Annotated in this window: 22 protein-coding genes and 1 pseudogene; 12 read left to right on the top strand and 11 right to left on the bottom strand. The window is 59.8% G+C overall.

All coding sequences use genetic code 11. The annotated features are described in order from the left end of the window. Nucleotides 1-163: 163 nt before the first annotated feature. Nucleotides 164-424 carry an accessory factor UbiK family protein gene (locus AC1DWM_RS11895; RefSeq protein WP_033060695.1) on the bottom strand — a complete coding sequence of 87 codons (261 nt, stop codon included), beginning with the start codon at nt 422-424 and terminating at the stop codon, nt 164-166. Nucleotides 425-846: 422 nt separating this feature from the next. Here AC1DWM_RS11895 and glnK point away from each other — a divergent pair, with 422 nt between their 5' ends. The 4 genes from glnK to sutA all read left to right on the top strand — a co-directional run bounded on the left by glnK (nt 847) and on the right by sutA (nt 3,622). Further along, the gene (gene glnK / locus AC1DWM_RS11890; protein WP_002555808.1) at nt 847-1,185 is read left to right on the top strand and encodes a P-II family nitrogen regulator; all 339 of its coding nucleotides are present in this window, start codon (nt 847-849) and stop codon (nt 1,183-1,185) included. 35 nt (nt 1,186-1,220) lie between these two features. Continuing rightward, a complete protein-coding gene (locus tag AC1DWM_RS11885; RefSeq protein WP_223517748.1) occupies nt 1,221-2,558 on the top strand; it encodes an ammonium transporter in 1,338 nt (445 codons plus the stop codon). Nucleotides 2,559-2,771: 213 nt separating this feature from the next. After that, complete coding sequence (locus AC1DWM_RS11880) at nt 2,772-3,197, top strand: secondary thiamine-phosphate synthase enzyme YjbQ (protein ID WP_008030499.1); 426 nt, start codon at nt 2,772-2,774, stop codon at nt 3,195-3,197. Between the two features lie 101 nt (nt 3,198-3,298). Beyond that, nucleotides 3,299-3,622 carry a transcriptional regulator SutA gene (gene sutA, locus AC1DWM_RS11875; RefSeq protein ID WP_007942370.1) on the top strand — a complete coding sequence of 108 codons (324 nt, stop codon included), beginning with the start codon at nt 3,299-3,301 and terminating at the stop codon, nt 3,620-3,622. Between the two features lie 215 nt (nt 3,623-3,837). Here sutA and AC1DWM_RS11870 read toward each other — a convergent pair whose 3' ends face one another. From AC1DWM_RS11870 to lptM, 6 genes are read right to left on the bottom strand one after another with little or no spacing between them, the layout of a single operon-like run. Then, nucleotides 3,838-4,542, bottom strand: coding sequence for an HAD family hydrolase (locus AC1DWM_RS11870; RefSeq protein WP_223517749.1), 705 nt, complete (start codon nt 4,540-4,542; stop codon nt 3,838-3,840). Then, the gene (gene xerC, locus AC1DWM_RS11865; protein WP_223517751.1) at nt 4,539-5,438 is read right to left on the bottom strand and encodes a tyrosine recombinase XerC; all 900 of its coding nucleotides are present in this window, start codon (nt 5,436-5,438) and stop codon (nt 4,539-4,541) included. The genes AC1DWM_RS11870 and xerC overlap by 4 nt, the downstream gene beginning before the upstream one ends. 2 nt (nt 5,439-5,440) lie before the next feature. Then, the gene (locus tag AC1DWM_RS11860; RefSeq protein WP_223517753.1) at nt 5,441-6,166 is read right to left on the bottom strand and encodes a DUF484 family protein; all 726 of its coding nucleotides are present in this window, start codon (nt 6,164-6,166) and stop codon (nt 5,441-5,443) included. Nucleotides 6,167-6,179: 13 nt separating this feature from the next. Further along, nucleotides 6,180-7,010 (bottom strand): diaminopimelate epimerase, encoded by an 831-nt coding sequence (gene dapF, locus AC1DWM_RS11855; RefSeq protein WP_223517754.1) that lies wholly within the window; start codon nt 7,008-7,010, stop codon nt 6,180-6,182. Between the two features lie 4 nt (nt 7,011-7,014). Further along, nucleotides 7,015-8,262, bottom strand: a complete 1,248-nt coding sequence (gene lysA / locus AC1DWM_RS11850; RefSeq protein ID WP_223517755.1) for a diaminopimelate decarboxylase — start codon at nt 8,260-8,262, stop codon at nt 7,015-7,017. A 9-nt stretch (nt 8,263-8,271) separates the two neighbouring features. Then, complete coding sequence (gene lptM / locus AC1DWM_RS11845) at nt 8,272-8,457, bottom strand: LPS translocon maturation chaperone LptM (protein WP_223517756.1); 186 nt, start codon at nt 8,455-8,457, stop codon at nt 8,272-8,274. 329 nt (nt 8,458-8,786) lie between these two features. Between lptM and cyaY the strand changes: the two genes are divergently transcribed. The 3 genes from cyaY to rnk all read left to right on the top strand — a co-directional run bounded on the left by cyaY (nt 8,787) and on the right by rnk (nt 9,970). Next, on the top strand, nt 8,787-9,119 hold the full coding sequence (cyaY, locus tag AC1DWM_RS11840; RefSeq protein WP_477795246.1) for an iron donor protein CyaY: 333 nt from the start codon (nt 8,787-8,789) through the stop codon (nt 9,117-9,119). 4 nt (nt 9,120-9,123) lie between these two features. Next, nucleotides 9,124-9,342 (top strand): DUF1289 domain-containing protein, encoded by a 219-nt coding sequence (locus AC1DWM_RS11835; protein ID WP_223517764.1) that lies wholly within the window; start codon nt 9,124-9,126, stop codon nt 9,340-9,342. A gap of 217 nt (nt 9,343-9,559) precedes the next feature. Beyond that, nucleotides 9,560-9,970, top strand: coding sequence for a nucleoside diphosphate kinase regulator (rnk, locus tag AC1DWM_RS11830; RefSeq protein ID WP_223517765.1), 411 nt, complete (start codon nt 9,560-9,562; stop codon nt 9,968-9,970). Nucleotides 9,971-9,976: 6 nt separating this feature from the next. Here the strand turns inward: rnk and AC1DWM_RS11825 are convergent, their stop codons facing one another. The 3 genes from AC1DWM_RS11825 to AC1DWM_RS11815 form a co-directional block, all read right to left on the bottom strand. Then, nucleotides 9,977-12,820: a class I adenylate cyclase gene (locus AC1DWM_RS11825; protein ID WP_477795245.1), complete on the bottom strand. Its 2,844-nt coding sequence runs from the start codon at nt 12,818-12,820 to the stop codon at nt 9,977-9,979. 192 nt (nt 12,821-13,012) lie between these two features. Continuing rightward, nucleotides 13,013-13,258, bottom strand: coding sequence for a TIGR02647 family protein (locus tag AC1DWM_RS11820; protein WP_223517767.1), 246 nt, complete (start codon nt 13,256-13,258; stop codon nt 13,013-13,015). A gap of 235 nt (nt 13,259-13,493) precedes the next feature. Beyond that, entirely contained in the window at nt 13,494-13,790 is a 297-nt protein-coding gene (locus AC1DWM_RS11815) for a hypothetical protein (protein ID WP_223517769.1), read from the bottom strand. Nucleotides 13,791-13,914: 124 nt separating this feature from the next. Here AC1DWM_RS11815 and AC1DWM_RS11810 point away from each other — a divergent pair, with 124 nt between their 5' ends. Next, nucleotides 13,915-14,574, top strand: coding sequence for a glutathione S-transferase family protein (locus AC1DWM_RS11810; protein ID WP_477795244.1), 660 nt, complete (start codon nt 13,915-13,917; stop codon nt 14,572-14,574). A 136-nt stretch (nt 14,575-14,710) separates the two neighbouring features. On the opposite strand, the gene argH is transcribed toward AC1DWM_RS11810, so the two are convergent. Then, nucleotides 14,711-16,105, bottom strand: a complete 1,395-nt coding sequence (gene argH, locus AC1DWM_RS11805) for an argininosuccinate lyase (protein WP_223517772.1) — start codon at nt 16,103-16,105, stop codon at nt 14,711-14,713. A gap of 346 nt (nt 16,106-16,451) precedes the next feature. On the opposite strand from argH, the pseudogene AC1DWM_RS11800 reads away from it, so the two are divergent. The 4 genes and pseudogenes from AC1DWM_RS11800 to AC1DWM_RS11785 all read left to right on the top strand — a co-directional run. Continuing rightward, nucleotides 16,452-16,568, top strand: a pseudogene (locus AC1DWM_RS11800) (sensor histidine kinase); the annotation flags it as partial. Continuing rightward, entirely contained in the window at nt 16,565-17,311 is a 747-nt protein-coding gene (locus AC1DWM_RS11795; protein ID WP_007942384.1) for a LytR/AlgR family response regulator transcription factor, read from the top strand. The pseudogene AC1DWM_RS11800 and the gene AC1DWM_RS11795, both read left to right, overlap by 4 nt. A gap of 137 nt (nt 17,312-17,448) precedes the next feature. Continuing rightward, nucleotides 17,449-18,390, top strand: coding sequence for a hydroxymethylbilane synthase (hemC, locus tag AC1DWM_RS11790; RefSeq protein WP_477795243.1), 942 nt, complete (start codon nt 17,449-17,451; stop codon nt 18,388-18,390). After that, complete coding sequence (locus tag AC1DWM_RS11785; RefSeq protein ID WP_223517774.1) at nt 18,387-19,154, top strand: uroporphyrinogen-III synthase; 768 nt, start codon at nt 18,387-18,389, stop codon at nt 19,152-19,154. The genes hemC and AC1DWM_RS11785 overlap by 4 nt, the downstream gene beginning before the upstream one ends. Nucleotides 19,155-19,157: the final 3 nt, after the last annotated feature.

Below are 19,157 nucleotides of genomic sequence, written 5' to 3'. Positions count from 1 at the left end.
CGGCTGGGTACTGGACTGCGGGTGACTGTCGATTGTGCTCGCGGTACAGCGATGTGCCGCGAGGGTATCGAGATCGCGTCATCAGCTCTTGAACATGCGGCAAGTCGGATCGCCGCACCACCGATCCCACATTAGATCGGGTTTCAAAGTGGGAGCGGTGGTGTTACTCGGTTGGCGGATTGAGCTTCGCTTCCAGCTCTGCCACCTTCGCCTCAAGACTCTCCAGTCGTGCCCGGGTGCGTGCGAGCACGACCATCTGGCTATCAAACTCTTCACGGCTCACCAGGTCGAGCTTGCTGAAGCCGCTCTGCAACAGCGCCTTGAACTGGCTTTCGATTTCGCTTTTCGGCAGCGGGGTTTCGCCGCTGAAGAGGCGGGAGGCGGTGCCCGTCAGGGCGTCTAGGAAGTCTTTGGGCGCGAGCATGGGAAAGGTCCTGGAAACATTGGCGGGCAGTGTATCACGCAGTGTCTATAGTCAATTCCGGTAGCCAGCCAGTGCACGTTTTTCGCGCATGCGGACGGACGGCGGCGCACCGTTGTTGTGCGTTAGTTCCCGGGTAATTCAGGGCGGTGGCTTGTGGTATTGGCCAAGAGATTGAATTCAATGGGTTTTGTTGAGATGGCAAGCTTTCTGCTTAGTGACTATCAACCCATGCACTGATGCAGTCGCTGTGTCGAATGCAGTGCGCCAGGCGAAACGGGGGGGAAGTGTTTCGTACGGGGTGGTTAGCTGGAGTCGGACGGGCATTCAAGGCCGACGATGCGTTACAAAGCCAGGCACTGCGCTTAGACTTGAGACGGGTTTGTTTTCCTGGGGCAAGTCCACCAATTCGGGAGAGAGTTTTCATGAAGCTAGTCACTGCCATCATCAAGCCGTTCAAACTGGACGACGTGCGCGAGTCGCTGTCCGAGATCGGCGTGCAGGGCATTACCGTTACGGAAGTCAAGGGATTCGGTCGGCAGAAGGGTCACACCGAGCTGTATCGCGGCGCGGAATACGTGGTCGATTTTCTGCCTAAAGTGAAGATCGATGTCGCCATTGACGACAAGGATCTGGATCGGGTTATCGAGGCGATAACCAAGGCGGCCAACACCGGCAAGATCGGTGACGGCAAGATCTTCGTGGTCAATCTGGAACAGGCGATTCGCATCCGTACCGGCGAAACCGATACCGACGCAATCTAAGCCGCCACAAACCCAACGCCCCAGGAGAAAACAATATGACTCTGCGTAAATTCGCAGGGCTAGGAGCCCTGTTGTCCCTCGTAATGCCCGGCTTGGCTATGGCGGCAGACGAAGTGGCGGCCCCAGTCCTAAACTCCGGCGATACCGCCTGGATGATGACCTCGACAGCCCTTGTGCTGTTCATGACCATTCCTGGCCTCGCGCTGTTCTACGGCGGCATGGTGCGGTCCAAAAACATTCTTTCCGTGATGATGCAGTGCTTCGCCATTACTGGTCTGATCAGCGTCCTGTGGGTCATTTATGGCTACAGCATCGCGTTCGACACGACTGGCATGGAGCAGGGCGTCGTCAACTTCAATTCGTTCGTCGGCGGCATGGGCAAGGCATTCCTCGCCGGCGTCACGCCATCGAGCCTGACCGGTCCTGCGGCGCTGTTCCCTGAGGCGGTGTTCATCACCTTCCAGATGACCTTCGCCATCATCACCCCTGCGCTGATCGTCGGTGCCTTCGCCGAGCGGATGAAGTTCTCCGCCATGCTGATCTTCATGGGCGTGTGGTTCACCCTGGTTTACGCACCGATTGCACACATGGTCTGGTCCGGTAACGGCGGCCTGTTGTGGGACTGGGGCGTGCTCGACTTCGCCGGCGGCACCGTGGTGCACATCAACGCCGGTGTGGCCGGACTGATTGCCTGCCTGGTACTGGGCAAGCGCAAAGGCTTCCCGACCACCCCGATGGCTCCGCACAACCTCGGTTACACCCTGATGGGCGCCGCGATGTTGTGGGTCGGCTGGTTCGGCTTCAACGCCGGCTCCGCTGCTGCGGCCAACGGCACGGCCGGCATGGCGATGCTGGTGACCCAGATCGCAACCGGCGCTGCGGCACTGGGCTGGATGTTCGCCGAGTGGATCACTCACGGCAAACCAAGTGCACTGGGTATCGCCTCGGGTGTTGTCGCCGGTCTGGTGGCAATCACGCCAGCCGCTGGCACCGTGGGCCCGATGGGCGCGCTGGTCATCGGCCTGGCGGCCGGCGTGGTGTGCTTCTTCTGCGCCACGACCCTGAAACGCAAACTCGGTTATGACGATTCCCTGGACGCGTTCGGTGTACACGGTATCGGCGGTATCCTCGGCGCGATCCTGACTGGCGTGTTCGCTGCGCCATCCCTGGGTGGCTTCGGCACCGTCACCGACATTGCCGCACAAGTCTGGATTCAGTGCAAAGGCGTGGGCTTCACGGTGATCTACACCGCGATCGTCACCTTCATCATTCTCAAGGTCCTGGACGCCGTCATGGGCCTGCGGATCACGGAAGAAGAAGAGGCTGTCGGCATCGACCTGGCACTTCATAACGAGCGCGGCTACAACTTGTAAGACGCGCATAAAAAACTTGCCCGGCTTGCCGGGCATTTTTTTGTCTGGTGTTTGTCAGTGAAGGAACTGCTGAAAGGTTTTTTCGTACACGTTCAGGGGCGTTTACGACGGGCGTTTTTCTGCGGCCAATGGCTTACATCATTGAAGGAATATTAGGGCCTTTGTTTTTTCCCAGAGCGCGCTAGAATGCGCCCCGAAGGTGCGGAGAACTGTATGTGGCAACAGACTCTGATTACCCTGCGGGCTCGGCCCCGGGGCTTTCATCTGGTAACGGACGAGTTACTCGCCGGCTTGCCTGAACTCAAGGCGTGTCGGGTCGGTCTGTTGCATTTGTGGCTGCAGCATACCTCGGCGTCGTTGACCATCAACGAGAACGCCGATCCGGCGGTACGTCGCGACTTCGAACGATTTTTCAATCGTCTGATCCCACAAGGAACAGACGGCTATGAGCATAACGACGAAGGCCTGGACGACCTCCCGGCGCACTTCAAGGCCAGCGTGCTTGGCTGTCAGCTCAGTTTGCCGATCTCGGCAGGCCGACTGGCGCTGGGGACCTGGCAAGGTGTTTATCTGGGCGAGCACCGTGATTTTGGCGGTGCCCGTAAAGTCCTCGCCACCGTGCACGGTGAAGAGGCATGAACCGCTGGTCACCGGCGGTTATTGAATTTTTCCGGCGACTGTCGACAGACGGTGAAGCTGGGCTATAACTAATCTGCTTTTCGCAAGTCATGAGGTAGAACATGAGCGACGATGATCTGGAAAACGACGACCTCGAAGTAGGCGACGACGACGAAACCGAAGAAGGTCTGGAAGCAGCGGCCGAAGACGTCGCTGAAGACGATGGTGGTGAAGCGCCTGTTCCGACCGCCAAAGGCAAAGCCAAGGCTGCGGTGTCGGTCGATGAGCTGCCGAGCGTTGAAGCCAAGAACAAGGAACGCGATGCACTCGCGCGGGCCATGGAAGAGTTTTTGGCCAAAGGCGGTAAGGTGCAGGAAGTGGAGGCCAATGTGGTCGCCGACCCTCCCAAGAAGCCTGATAACAAGTACGGCAGCCGGCCTATCTAAGCGCCTGCCACTTGCTTGCTGAAAAAGCCCGCCGTCGCTGCGGGCTTTTTCATGGGCGGAACAAAAGCCTTGGGGCCTGACGCAACCCTGTAGGAGCTGAGCTTGCTCCGGGCGGCGTTCCGACGATTGTGGTGCGCCAGTCGATATAAATTCTGAATGTTATGCAGCCATCGCGAGCAAGCTCGGCTCCTACACGGGCGGTGTGTGGATTGCGGTCAGTGCTGGGAATTCCAGAGGGCCAACAACGCCGGCAATTCGGTCAGGCTGCGAATCTCCGCGTCAGGCAGGCGATCAGCTTCCCACAACTTGCCTTGCGGGTTAAACCAGACCGCCCGCAACCCTGCCTGCTGCGCCCCGGCAATGTCATCGCCCGGATGATCGCCGATGTGCACGGCCGTTTCCGCCGTCGCCCCACCCCGTTGCAACGCCTCATGAAACAAGCGTGCGTCCGGTTTGGCGATGCCGATATCTTCGGCGCACAGCGCAAACTTGAAGTAATCCGCCAGCCCTAACCGGCGTACATCGGCGTTGCCGTTGGTGATCACGCCCAAGGCGTAGTGCTTGGCCAGTGTTATCAGGGTCGGCTCGACTTCGGGGAACACTTCGATCTGATGCCGCGCATGCAAAAACACTTCAAAGCTTTTTTCGGCGAGTTCGGTTGCCTGGCCGTGGTCGTAACCGGCCTCTTCCAGCGCATGGAACAACACCCGACGGCGCAACGCGCTGATGCGGTGCTTGAGACCCGGCTCGCTGCTCAGGATCCGCTCTCGAATGGCCCACAAATGCTCTACAGGCACGCCCCCAAGGTTCGGCGCATGCTCGGTCAGCCATTCACGCAGTACGGCTTCGGCGCTGAGGATCACCGGGGCGGTGTCCCACAGGGTGTCGTCGAGGTCGAAGGTGATCAATTGGATGGTCATGAGTCATCGCCCTTAATGCGTTTGGCCCGTGGATGGGCGCTGTCGTAAACCGTGGCCAGGTGCTGGAAGTCCAGGTGGGTGTAGATCTGGGTGGTCTTGATGTCTGAGTGGCCGAGCAATTCCTGCACCGCGCGCAAGTCTTGCGAGGATTCCAGCAAGTGACTGGCAAAGGAGTGCCGCAGCATGTGCGGGTGCAGATTTTGCCCCAGCTCGCGCTCACCCGCAGACTTGACCCGCACCTGAATGGCTCGTGGGCCGAGGCGCCGGCCTTGCTGGCTGACGAACACGGCGTCGTCCGCCGGGTTGGTCATGGCCCGCAGCGGTAACCACAGTTCCAGCGCTTCGCGCGCCTTTTTGCCAACCGGCAGCAGACGGGTTTTGCTGCCCTTGCCCAGCACTTGAACCATGCCGTCGGCCAGATCCAACTGATCCAGATTGAGCCCGGTCAGTTCTGAAAGGCGCAGGCCAGAGGAGTAGAACAACTCCAGAATCGCCTGATCCCGCCGCGCCAGGAAATCATCCTCGACTGCGCCTTCCAGCAGTTGCAGTGCGCGGTCGGTGTCGAGGGTTTTCGGCAGGCGACGCTCACCCTTGGGCGGCGCCAGGCCATTGGCCGGGTCGTGGTCGCACAGACCTTCGCGATTCAGATAGTGATAAAGCCCGCGCACCGCCGATAGCAGCCGCGCGAGGCTGCGGGATGATTGACCTTGTGAATGCAGGCGGGCTATCAGGCTGCGCAGGCGCTGGATGTCCAGGGCGGCCCAGCTGTCGATGTTCTGTTTGGCGCACCAGCCCAGCACCTTGTCGAGGTCGCGGCGGTAGGCGTACAGCGTGTGAGGCGACACCTGTCGCTCACTGCGCAGGTGTTCGCAGTAAGCGTCCAGTTGCCGTTCCATGCTCAGCGTACCGAGCGCAGGGAGGTGTTGACCCGTGGCAGCACGCGGCCCATGACTTCGGCGATGTAACTCAGGAACAGGGTGCCGACCGAGCTTTTGTAGTGCTGCGGATCACGGCTGGCGATGGCCAGGATGCCGTGAATACCTTGGTGGCTGATCGCGACGACGGCGGTGGAGCCGATCTGCTTGCGCTGTTCTTCGCCGAACAGGAAGTCCAGTTCGTGTTCACGCAGGCTGCCGCTGATGCTTTTGTCTTCCGTAAGCAAGCCGCCGATGGCCGTTTGCGCTTCGGCGTGAGTGGCCCAGCGACCCACCGGCATCGGGTTGTCACCCAGCAGAATCAGGCTGACAAAGGGCACCTGAAAGTCCTGGCGCAAGCTGTCTTCGACGCTGATCACCACGTCTTCCAGGCTGGTGGCGTCCATCAGCGCGAGAATAAGGCGGCGGGTCTTATCGAAAAGTCGGTCGTTATCGCGGGCCACGTCCATCAAGTGCGAGAGGCGATGACGCAGCTCAATGTTGCGGTCGCGCAGGATGGTCATCTGCCGTTCGACCAGCGAAATGGTGTCACCTCGACGGTGCGGAATACGCATGGCCGGGAGCAGTTCTTCGTGGTCGATGAAGAAATCCGGATGAGCCTCCAGGTACGCGGCAATCGCCGCCGCCTCAAGGCTTTCGCAAGGGGCTTCGTCGGGCTGCAGGGCGGGAACCTGGGGCTTATCGGTCATGGATTTCGCTCACTTAAAGACGCACTTGTCCTTCATACACGCGTACTGCCGGGCCGGTCATCATGACCGGTTGGCCTGGGCCTGCCCACTCAATGGACAAACGCCCGCCAGGCAGGTCGATCAATAGCGGCGAATCCATCCACCCCTGGCTGATTGCGGCCACTGCGGCTGCACAGGCACCGGTTCCGCAGGCCTGGGTTTCCCCGGCACCGCGTTCCCAGACGCGCAACTGCGCACGGCTCCGGTCGATGACCTGGAGAAAACCGACATTGACCCGCGCCGGGAAGCGCGGGTGGTGTTCGATTTTTGGACCCAGTTCATGCACCGGCGCATTGTTGATGTCGCTGACCCGCAGCACGGCATGGGGGTTGCCCATGGACACGGCGGCCAGTTCGACCGGGGTGCCATCGACGTCAACCGGATAGCTCAGTGCCTGTTCCGGGGCAACAAACGGAATGTCGGCCGGCACAAGGCGCGGTGCGCCCATGTTGACGCTGATCTGGCCGTCGCTACGCACATCGAGTTCGATGATGCCGCTTTTGGTTTCGACGCGTATCTGCCGTTTTGCGGTCAGGCGTTTGTCGAGTACGAAGCGGGCGAAACAGCGCGCACCGTTGCCGCACTGTTCCACTTCTGAGCCGTCGGAATTGAAGATCCGATAACGGAAATCCACGTCCGGGTTGCTCGGCGCTTCGACGATCAGCAGCTGGTCAAAACCGATACCAGTGTGCCGGTCGCCCCATTGCTTGGCGTGCTTGGGCAGAATATGCGCGTGCTGGCTGACCAGGTCGAGGACCATGAAGTCATTGCCCAGGCCGTGCATCTTGGTAAAACGCAGCAGCATGGGGTTACTCCGGCAGCAGGCTTTCGCCAGCAAACAACTCGGCTACCGTCTCACGGCGACGCACTTCAACTGCCTGATCACCGTCCACCAACACTTCAGCGGCGCGGCCGCGGGTGTTGTAGTTGGAACTCATGACAAACCCATAGGCGCCGGCCGAATGCACAGCCAGCAGATCGCCTTCTTCCAGGGCCAGCTGACGGTCCTTGGCCAGGAAGTCGCCGGTTTCGCAGATCGGGCCGACGATGTCGTAGGCACGAGCCGCCGTATCACGCGGGCGCACAGCGGTGACGTCCATCCAGGCCTGATACAGCGCCGGGCGGATCAAGTCGTTCATGGCCGCGTCGACGATGGCGAAGTCTTTGTGTTCGGTGTGCTTGAGGTATTCGACTTGCGTCAGCAGCACGCCGGCGTTGGCCACGATGAAGCGACCCGGTTCAAACACCAGCGCCAGGTCACGCCCGTCGAGACGCTCGCGCACAGCCTTGATGTAGTCGCCAGCCAATGGCGGCTCTTCATCACGGTAACGCACGCCCAAACCACCACCGAGATCGATGTGGCGCAGGTAGATGCCGCAATCGCCGAGGCGGTCGACCAGGCCCAGCAGGCGGTCGAGGGCATCGATGAACGGGGGCAGGGTGGTCAGTTGCGAACCGATGTGGCAATCGACGCCGACGATTTCCAGGTTCGGCAACTGCGCGGCACGGATGTACACGTCTTCCGCGTCAGCAATGGCGATGCCGAACTTGTTCTCTTTGAGACCGGTGGAAATGTACGGGTGCGTGCCGGCATCAACGTCCGGGTTCACACGCAGCGAGATCGGTGCGCGAACGCCCAGCTCGGCGGCAACCACTTGCAGGCGTTCCAGCTCATCGGTGGATTCGACGTTAAAGCAGTGCACGCCGACTTCCAGGGCGCGACGCATGTCGTCACGGGTCTTGCCGACACCGGAGAACACGATCTTGTCAGCGCTGCCGCCAGCGGCCAGAACACGCTCCAGTTCGCCGCGGGAGACGATGTCAAAACCGGCACCCAAACGCGCCAGGACATTCAGCACACCCAGGTTGGAGTTGGCCTTGACTGCAAAGCAAACCAGATGCGGCATGCCGGTCAGTGCATCGGCGTATGCCAGATACTGAGCTTCGATGTGCGCGCGGGAGTAGACGTAGGTCGGTGTGCCGAAACGTTCGGCGATGGCAGACAGGGCCACACCTTCCGCGAACAGCTCACCGCCACGGTAATTAAAAGCGTCCATGTCGTTCCCTTATTGGTAGACGTCGTGCTTGTGTGCTTTGGATGCAGGCTGCTGCTGCGACGACTTGGCCTGCTCGACAGGGTCCAGGTTTTCGTCTGGCAAATACAGCGGGCCTTTTTGACCACAGGCCGATAATAAGCAGGCAAAAGCGACGAGCGAAGCGAGCGCAGCAAAGGACGAGATCAGGCGCTTCATGGCGAAATCCTTGAAAATGCGTTAATTGCGCCGGAGTATACCGGCCACCCGACAGCTTGCCTATGCGATGGGGCTCCCGTCCGGCGGGGCTTCGCACGATGCTGGTCAGCCATGCCCAATCCCTGTAGGAGCGGGCTTGCCCGCGAAAGCGATAGTTCAGTCAACAAAGATATTGAATGTGCCGGCCTCTTCGCGAGCAGGCTCGCTCCCACAAGTACAGTGCTTACCGTATCGATATCGACGCTGGGTCGTTATCCTTTGCAATCACTGGGGCTCGCCCGTATCTTGCGGCGCTTGAGCGAGAACAGACACTTTTTGAGGTTGCCGCAATGAGTTTGACCGAAGCCCGTTTCCACGATCTGGTCGATGCCACCCAGCAGATGCTGGAAGATATTTTCGACGAAAGTGGCCTGGATATTGATCTGGAAAGCTCGGCCGGTGTGCTGACCGTGAAATTTGAAAACGGCAGCCAGTTGATCTTCAGTCGACAGGAACCGCTGCGTCAGCTGTGGCTGGCAGCTGTGTCCGGCGGCTTCCACTTCGACTACGACGAAGAGAGCGAGCGCTGGATGTGCGACAAGAGCGAAGAGCAGCTGGGCGAAATGCTGGAGCGCATCGTCAAGCAGCAAGCTGACGTCGAACTCGATTTCGAAGGTCTGTGAGATCGTGACCGAGCCTGCCGTCGTTCGCCCGCCCAAGCCGCTCTACAGCAATGTCAGCCCGGCGGTGCCTTCGCCGTGCAGCGGAGTGTGCCGGCTGGACGAGCAAAAGGTTTGCCTGGGGTGTTTTCGCCATGTCGAAGACATCCGCGAATGGCGCTCGGCGGATGATGAACGGCGGCGCGTTATTTGTGCGCAGGCGGTCCAGCGCAAATCTTGCGTCTGACGCATAACCCCTGTAGGGGCGAGCTTGCTCCCACAAGGTCTCTCTGTGCCATTTACAATTTCCACCTGTCGGCACCGTGGTCGCGCCTGACTTGTATATTTATTGAGCTGTGATAGTGTCCAGAAACGCCTCAACCCATCGAGGCTCCGTGAAAACCCCGTCTTTTTCTGGCGGGGTTTTGCTTTTTCTGCGCAGAAGAAAGGAGTCTGCCTCAATCATGACCGCACCTTCCATCACCCTTACTCGTCTGGACGTGCAACGTCTGGAGCGCCTGATCGACAGCCTGGATGACACGCTGCCGGGCGTAATCGCGCTGCAAACCGAACTGGATCGCGCCGATGCCGTGGTCGGTCACGACGAAGTGCCTGCCGATGTCGTGACCATGAACTCCCGTGTGCATTGCCGTGAAGAAAGCAGTGGCAAGGACTATCACTTGACCTTGGTTTATCCCAAGAATGCCAACGCCGACGAAGGCAAGATTTCCATTCTGGCGCCGGTCGGCAGTGCGTTGCTGGGTCTCAAGGTCGGTCAGCACATCGACTGGCCGGCTCCGGGCGGCAAGACTCTCAAGCTGACGTTGCTGGAAGTCGAATCACAGCCGGCCAATGGCGGCGATTTCCCGGAATAACGCTCCTCAGACCTGTTCGAGCGCCTCGTTCAACGAGCGCTCCAGGTCGGCCTTATAGCGCAGGTACAGATTGCTGGAACTCTGACCGTCACCGATCAGGCCCGAGAGGTCCAGGTCGGTGATGTAGCAGCGATAACGTTCCGTTTCGCGACGCTGCTCGACGATTTCTTGCGCGACCACGCTGAACAGTTGGTCGCCATGCTCCAGCTCTGAAAACTCTCGCTGATTGCAATACAACGTTACCTGCACCTTGCCCGGTGCGGCTTTGCCGATGATCGCCTGCACGTCGTAGAACGGCTTGTTGACTGGCGTTTGCGGCGCTGGCCGCACTTCAACCCGGCGCGCCCGCCCGGGGCCGGACGGCAGCAGTTGGTAATACAGCGTGTCCAGGCTCAAGGGCTGCGCGGCGTCCATCGGCAACAAGGCATCGCGCCGATATTGGATCGATTGCAGGAAACGTTGCAGCGGCACCAACAGACTTTGTTCGTCGTGATAGGGCAAGCGTTGTTGCCACAGCGCATTGAATTCATCCAGAACGTAGAGGTCGGCCTGATCCTCGTTGATTCTGTAGAACACCTGAATGCACTCGGGCTGACCCATCGGCAGGATCAGCGCGAGGTCGTGGTCTTCCAGCGCCATCGGGTCCAGGTGCAGCGGGCTGTACTCTGCCAGTTCCTCCCCCAGGTAATCGATCAGCGCCGGCAAGGTGGCGATGGCGACGTGATGAACCTGGCCTGGCACCAACTCCAGCACGTGATAGTGCTGTTGGACCTGTATCAGGTAACGGTGATTGAGGTTGCTCAGCAGCAGGTTCTGCGCGGTGTCGATCACCTCTTCAACCCGTCGGGCAATGAACTGCGCACGGTTATGGCAGAAACAGCGAACCCGTAGTTTGGGCTGCTGTGGTCCGCTCGGCAGATTGTTGAGATAAGCGCTCAGGCAGTCGAGCAATGCGTGAGGGCCGTCGTAGCGGCTGACCAGCACTTCGTTCCAGCTGTTGAGCGTGACCTGGTCCAGTGTCAGCACCAGGTTCTCGCGGACCCCGGCATAGCTCAGGGAGTCGGTGCGCTCGGTGGTCATCAGGATGTTCAAGTCGCGATGGTGCTTGAGCGGATCGACGCCAACGTTCACCAGAATCAGCACCTCGCTCGGTACGCTGGCGCGCAGCAAAGGCTCCTCTGCGACGGTAGGCAGGGGCAGCGCGATGCTCTGTTGCAGGCTGCCGAGGAGGTTGAACAGTTCGAACTCGCTCAGGTCGCTGGTTCCGGGGTGCAGGGCGAGCCGCGTGCTGCTGTCGATCACGCCATTGCGGTGGCACCAGGTCAGGAGTTCCAGTAGTTGGCGGCTGCGCTTGATCGGCGCGAAATGCTCCCACTCCTGAGCAGTCAGGCTGCCGTTGTACAAACCCCATTGGGTTTGCCCCGGCTCTTTCTTGTTGGGCGCCTGCACCAGCGTCAGCGTGTCTTCGGCCAGGTCCGGGGCGATGCCCGGGTTGATGAATTCGACCTTGTCGGCCTTGCGCTCAAAAGCCGCATACAGCCGGCGACCCAACACGTTGAGGTCGCGCTTGTTGATCAGGCTGGCGGTGCGTTCAGTGCGGGCGAACTGGGTCAGGAAGCGGTAGCTGTAATTCAGTTCGTTGACCAGCGCGCGGCGTTCGGCGCTGACCTGGCGCACTTTCCATTGGCTGCGGCTATCGAGCAGCGCCAGTTGCCGTTGATCCCAGCCCCATTCCTGAGCCAGCCGCTCAAGCAATGAGCGTTGCCAACTTTGAGTGCGGCTGTTGCCGGTGAGTTTGCGATTGACCTTCAAGTACAGCGCGCGGCGCACCAATTCCAGCCGTTCCGGTTCGCCCCGAGTCATAAGGTATTCCTCGATGCGCCGGTAGACCACGATGTAAGGGTCCAGCTCGTCGAGGTCCAGTTGATTGGCGAATACGGCTTGCTTGAAACGCAGGCTCAGGCAATGAACCTTCGGGTGTTCGCTGGCGTAGACCTCGGTCAGCAGCAGTTTGAGCACCGACTTGTAGGGCGACTCGATGCCCTTGAACAACTGCCAGAGCCCGGCGCCGATGAATTCGCCGGGAGGAATGTAGGCCAGATGCCCCAGGTCCAGGCTTTCATCGGCACGAATGAAGCGTTTGGACAGGAGCGTGTGGGTATATCGGTCGTAGGCTGATTCTTCGTAGACCGGCACTAGCCACCAGATGGGTGTGCGGCCCGCCAGCCAGATGGCGGTGCGGTAGAACTCGTCCAGCAGCAAGTAGTGCTGGGTGGTGCCGCAGTCTTCGGAACTCAACCGGGAATCGCGCTCGCCAAGCACGAAGCGCGTTGGGTCGATCAGGAAGAAATGCGCCTCGGCACCCTGGCTGGCGGCCCAGATCTCCAGTAGCTGGCACTTTTTACGCAGCTCGGCGAGTTCGCTTTCGCTGAGGTCCGGCGCATGACAGACCCAAACGTCCATGTCGCTTTGATCGGCTTGAGCCAGCGTGCCAAGGCTACCCATCAGGAACAGGCCGTGGATCGGTCGCGGCGGATTGCTGCCGTGGCGCGGTTTGTAAGAGAACGAGCGGGTCAGGCGTTGCGCTTCAGCGAGGGCATTGGCATCCGGCTCGAAGTTCGACAGCCCGGCCGGCGTGCTGCCGGAAACATACCCCGGCAATAACGGATGATTAACGTGGAAAAACAGCGGTAGCAGTGTCAGCACCGTTTGCTGGCGGGTCGACAACCCTTCCATGGCCCGGGCCATGCGACCTTCATTAAGCTTTAGAAAGCGTGCACGCAGTTGGCTGAGAACCTTGCGGTCGATTCCCTCGTCCAGATCAGGGCGGATTTCATGGGTGCGGGTCATGTCAGCTCAAACCGGCTCGCGAGGCTCGGAAGTGGGGTCGGCAGATGAGGGGCAGTTTAGCGCCTCGGGCCTGGCACTTTTAAGCTGAATTTGGATTTTGACGTCAGATTTATATCGAGGGTCGACGGCGGGTCACCGGGTTTGCCCGCGGAAATCCCGTCGCTGGGGTTTCCGTGGGCGATGCGGTGAACTTCAGGCAGTTTCTTCGACGCTCAGGATGGTCAGCACTGTTTGCACATTTTGCGCGGCGTCACGCCCCAGGCTGGTCAGATAACCGCCATCGGGCTGGTCGATCAGGTCTTTTTCGAAAAGGCGTTTGGCAGCGGCGATGTGTTTCGGGGCAGCGGTCTGATGAATTTTCAAACCTTCCTGGGAACTGTCCAGGTTGAAGAGTGCGAGGACTTCCAGTTCGGCAACCAACTCAGGGGTAAGCGACATAAGGACTCCAGACTTTCTAGGAATTGGACGACAGCGCCCCTAAGGTGAGCCCACTTGTGCGGCATGTCCAGTGCCTGCATCAGGGTTTTTTCACCTCGGGAAGCATTCCCCGGCAGTGGTGCGGCAGCGGGGTGCTGTAGGAGCAAGGCTTGCCCGCGATTGTCGCACCGCGATCTGTCAGATGAATCGTGTCATCGTTCATCGTAGGTAAGCCTTGCTCCTGCCGGCTTCTGGCTTACTTCTTTTCCGGTGGCAATTCCGGCAGCGCACGCAGCGCAGTTTCGTACCATTCAGTATTGAACGCGCGGTCTTCTTCGAGGATCGCGTCGATTTCTACCGCTAAAACGTGGGCCATCAGGTTGAGGATTTCCTCGCGCTCGTAACCGACCAGCGTCAGCTTGTTGAAAGTTGCCTTGGCCGCAGGCGGATTGTCGCTTTCGATCTGGTTTTCGATGGCTTCGATCAGAGTGTTTTCGGCGAACTCTTCTTCGTCGATTTCGTCGTTGTTGATGCCGGGGGTTGGCTCGCTCATGGCAGGCTCCTCAAGTTAAGGCGGCCAGTTTACCTGCATTCAGCGCTGTGATGCTGCTGGCAAGAATCGCCCGGGCGTTCTATAAAACAGGACTGCCAACCCCGCACGGCCTGGAGGCTATGTGATGCTCAAGCTTTATGGATTTTGCGTCAGCAACTACTACAACATGGTGAAACTGGCACTGCTGGAGAAGGGGCTGTCGTTCGAAGAGGTGCCGTTTTATGGCGGCACCACCCCGCAAGCACTGGCCGTCAGCCCGCGCGGCAAGGTGCCAGTGCTGCACACCGAGCAAGGTTTCATCAACGAAACCGCGGTGATTCTTGAATACATCGAACAAAGCCAGCAAGGCACGCCGCTGTTGCCGAGCGATCCTTTCGAGCGTGCCCAGGTGCTGGCGCTGGCCAAGGAAATCGAGCTGTACATCGAGTTACCGGGACGCATGTGCTACGGCGAGGCGTTTTTTGGCATGCAGGTGCCGGAGGCGATCAAGGAAAGGACCCAAACCGAGTTGCTGCTGGGGTTTGCCTCGTTGGCCCGGCACGGCAAGTTCGCCCCTTATGTGGCGGGCGACAGCCTGAGCATTGCCGACGTTTATTTCCTATATAGCGTGCCGTTGGCGTGTGCGGTGGGGCAGAAACTGTTTGGCCTGGATTTGTTGGCCGAGATGCCAGCGGCCAAGGCGCTGTTGGAGCGTCTGGGAGAGAATCCGAATGTGCAGCGGATTGCGGCGGACAAGGAAGCGGCGATGCCAGCGTTTATGGCGATGATCGCGTCCAAAAAGTAGGTTTTATAGTGTTCTGAAGTCAGTCATCGTCGGAACGCCGCCCGGAGCCGGCTTGCTCCCACATTAGATCTCCAGTGAGCACAGATTTTGTGAACACCAAAGATCCCCTGTGGGAGCGAGCCTGCTCGCGAAGCTTTTAGCGGCTGGCGAGCAAAGCCTGGCCGCGAACCACTGCCAGCTTGACCTGTGCCGGCGCAGTGCCGCCGATATGGTTGCGCGCATTGACCGAACCTTCCAGGGTCAGCACGGCAAACACGTCCTGATCAATCTGGTCGCTGAATTTGCGCAGCTCTTCCAGGCTCATTTCCGCCAGATCTTTACCACTTTCCACACCGTACTTCACGGCATGACCAACGATTTCGTGGCAGTCACGAAACGGCAGGCCACGGCGCACCAGGTAGTCGGCCAGGTCGGTGGCGGTGGAGAACCCGCGTAGCGCTGCTTCACGCATCATCGCGTGCTTGGGTTTGATCGCCGGGATCATGTCGGCAAAGGCCCGCAACGAGTCGCGCAAGGTATCAGCGGCGTCGAACAGCGGCTCTTTGTCTTCCTGGTTGTCCTTGTTGTAGGCCAGCGGCTGACCCTTCATCAAGGTCAGCAAGCCCATCAGCGCGCCGAAGACACGGCCGGACTTGCCGCGAACCAGTTCTGGCACGTCGGGGTTTTTCTTTTGCGGCATGATCGAGCTGCCGGTGCAGAAACGGTCTGGCAGATCGATGAACTGGAACTGCGCGCTGGTCCACAGCACCAGTTCTTCGGAGAAGCGCGACAGGTGCATCATCGCGATGCTTGCCGCCGAGCAGAACTCGATGGCGAAGTCACGATCGGACACGTTGTCCAGCGAGTTGCCGCCGACGGCGTCGAAGCCCAGCAGCTGCGCGGTGTATTCGCGGTCGATCGGGTAGGTGGTACCGGCGAGCGCGGCGCTGCCCAATGGCATGCGGTTGGTGCGCTTGCGGCAGTCGACCAGACGCTCGTAGTCGCGGCTGAGCATTTCGAACCAGGCCAGCATGTGGTGCCCGAAGGTCACGGGCTGCGCGGTTTGCAGGTGGGTGAAACCGGGCATGATGCTACCGGCTTCGCGCTCGGCCTGCTCCAGCAAGCCTTTTTGCAGGCGGGTAATTTCGCCCAGGATCAGGTCGATCTCGTCACGCAGCCACAGGCGAATGTCGGTGGCAACCTGATCGTTACGACTGCGGCCGGTGTGCAGCTTCTTACCGGTGACGCCGATGCGATCGGTCAGGCGCGCCTCGATGTTCATGTGCACGTCTTCGAGGTCGATGCGCCAGTCGAATTGACCGGCCTCGATTTCACCCTGGATGGTGTTCAGGCCATCGATGATGCTGTCGCGCTCGGCATCGGTCAGCACGCCGACCTTGGCCAGCATGCTGGCGTGGGCGATCGAGCCCATGATGTCGTGGCGATACAGGCGCTGGTCGAAAGTGACGGAGGCGGTGAAGCGGGCGACGAAGGCGTCGACGGGTTCACTGAAGCGGCCGCCCCAGGACTGATTGGTCTTGTCAGTGCTCATGAATTCGCTCGTATCGGCTGGAGAAAAGTGACGTTGAAAGCTGTCGCGGATAATAACAGGGTTGCCAATCCTGTCGCTGACACTGGTCGATACGTTTTTTTCTTATACCTCGGTCCATACTCAAGGTAAGTCTTTGCGAAATTGCGCAACGATATTTGTCAATTGAGCAATATCGTCCCGGCAACCGTCTACAGTTGGACAGTAGTATCCGCGCACTTCTTGGTGCAACAACCGACTATAAGAAGAGGGGGTGTTCATATTGTGTATCGGCAAACCCTACGGCGATCCCTCGCTAACGCGGGCCAGAGCCTCCGATCACGCGGCAGTTGAAAATTTAGCCGCCGATTACGCGGCACTTTTTGGCCCTCGCGCTAGTCTTAGCGTGGATCGCGGTGACGGACGTCACTTCACCTGTCTACGCTATCCTTGTGCGAGACTCACGCAGGAATCCAGCGCAATATGAATGTCCTGATCGTTGATGACGAACCCTTGGCCCGCGAGCGCCTGAGCCGAATGGTCGGCGAACTCGAGGGATACAGTGTCCTGGAGCCCAGCGCCACGAACGGCGAAGAGGCGTTGGCTCTTATCGACAGTCACAAGCCGGATATCGTGCTGCTCGATATCCGCATGCCAGGCCTCGATGGCCTGCAAGTGGCTGCGCGGTTGTGTGAACGCGAAACTCCGCCCGCGGTGGTGTTTTGTGCAGGACCCGATGAATTTGCCGTGGAAGCCTTACAGGCCAGCGCCGTAGGCTATGTGGTGAAACCAGTGCGTACTGAACATCTTCACGAAGCATTAAAGAAAGCCGAGCGACCCAACCGTATCCAGCTCGCTGCCCTGACACGCCCCGCCGCCGAAAGTGGCAGCGGTCCCCGTAGCCACATTAGCGCGCGAACCCGCAAGGGGATCGAGCTGATCCCGTTGGATCAGGTGGTGTACTTCATTGCCGATCACAAATACGTGACCTTGCGCCACGAAGGCGGCGAAGTGTTGCTGGATGAGCCGCTGAAGGCCCTTGAGGATGAGTTTGGCGACCGATTCGTGCGTATCCACCGCAACGCTCTGGTCGCCCGCGAGCGCATCGAACGCCTGCAGCGCACGCCTCTGGGGCATTTCCAGCTGTTCCTTAAAGGCTTGAACGGTGACGCATTGATCGTCAGCCGGCGGCATGTGGCCGGCGTGCGCAAGATGATGCAGCAGCTTTAAACCGCCATTCACCGGCGAATTTTACACCCGCTTGCAGGACGTCAAGGCCAGGGAGGCCGCGCAGTTTCTGATACAAGTCAAAGTGGATTTGGCTGAGCTGTTATTATCCGCCGTATCTATTCAGTACGGATTGATCCATGTCCACTCGCGAAATCCGCATCGCCACCCGCAAAAGTGCCCTGGCCCTATGGCAGGCCGAGCACGTCAAAGCCCGTCTGGAAGAGGCCCATCCCGGTCTGCTCGTGACGTTGGTACCCATGGTCAGTCGCGGCGACAAGCTGCTGGACTCGCCACTGTCGAAAATCGGCGGCAAGGGCCTGTTCGTCAAAGAACTGGAAACCGCGCTGCTGGACAACGAAGCCGACATCGCTGTGCACTCCATGAAAGATGTGCCGATGGACTTCCCCGAAAACCTCGGCCTGTTTTGCATCTGCGAGCGTGAAGACCCGCGCGATGCTTTCGTCTCCAACACCTACGCCAGCCTGGACGAATTGCCAAAGGGCAGCATCGTCGGTACCTCCAGCCTGCGTCGTCAGGCACAGTTGCTGACCCATCGTCCGGATCTGGAAATCCGTTTCCTGCGTGGCAACGTCAATACGCGCCTGGCCAAGCTCGATGCCGGTGAATACGACGCCATCATCCTCGCCGCCGCTGGCCTGATTCGCCTGGGCTTCGAAGACCGCATTACGTCGGCGATCAGCGTTGACGACAGCTTGCCGGCCGGTGGCCAGGGCGCAGTCGGTATCGAATGCCGCACGGCGGACAGCGAAATTCATGCCTTGTTGGCGCCGTTGCATCATCAGGACACCGCCACTCGCGTGACCGCCGAGCGTGCACTTAACAAACATTTGAATGGCGGTTGCCAGGTGCCGATCGCCTGCTATGCCGTGCTGGAAGGCGAACAGATCTGGTTGCGTGGTCTGGTCGGTGACCCAAGTGGCGGTCTGTTGCTCAGTGCCGAGGCCCGCGCGCCACGCGCCGACGCCGAATCCTTGGGCATACAAGTGGCCGAAGACCTTTTGAGCCAGGGCGCTGACGATATTCTGAAAGCGGTTTATGGCGAGGCAGGTCACGAGTGACGGGTTGGCGCTTGCTGCTGACGCGCCCTGCGGATGAGTCCGCGGCACTGAGCGATATTCTTGCGCAAGCGGGGATATTCAGCAGTTGCTTGCCGCTTTTGGAAATCGAGCCGATTCCAGTCTCTGACACAATGTGCGCGGCGATTCAGAGGCTGGATCGTTTTTGCGCGGTGATCGTGGTCAGTAAACCCGCGGCCAGAATCGGCGTCGAACTGGTCAGCCAGTATTGGCCGAATCCCCCTGCGCTGAAGTGGTTCAGTGTAGGCGCCGCCACCGCGCAAATCCTTGAAGACGGCGGGCTGGACGTGATCTGTCCAGCCGAAGGTGATGACAGCGAAGCATTGCTTGAGCTTGCGCAGTTGCGCGAGGCTATCATCCGGCCCGATCCGCGAGTGTTGATCATGCGCGGGGAGGGCGGGCGCGAACTCCTGGCTGAGCGTTTGCGCGAGCTTGGTGCTAGTGTCGAGTATCTGGAGTTGTACCGCCGCGGCCTGCCTCACTACCCGCTGGCGGCACTGCCTGACCGGATCGAAGCGGAACGCTTGAACGCGCTGGTGGTCAGCAGTGGGCAAGGTTTTGAGTATCTGCATCAACTGGCCGGCGCTGCCTGGCCACAATTGGCGCGGTTGCCGTTGTTTGTTCCAAGCCCCAGGGTCGCCGAGCTGGCACGTGCTGCCGGGGCCCAAACAGTTGTGGATTGTCGTGGCGCCAGCGCCGCGGCATTGCTGACGGCGTTGCGGGAGCATCCCGAACCCGTTCTCTAACGC

The organism is Pseudomonas sp. P4_C8 (assembly GCF_056401975.1).
This window is presented reverse-complemented; position numbering and strand designations above follow the sequence as displayed.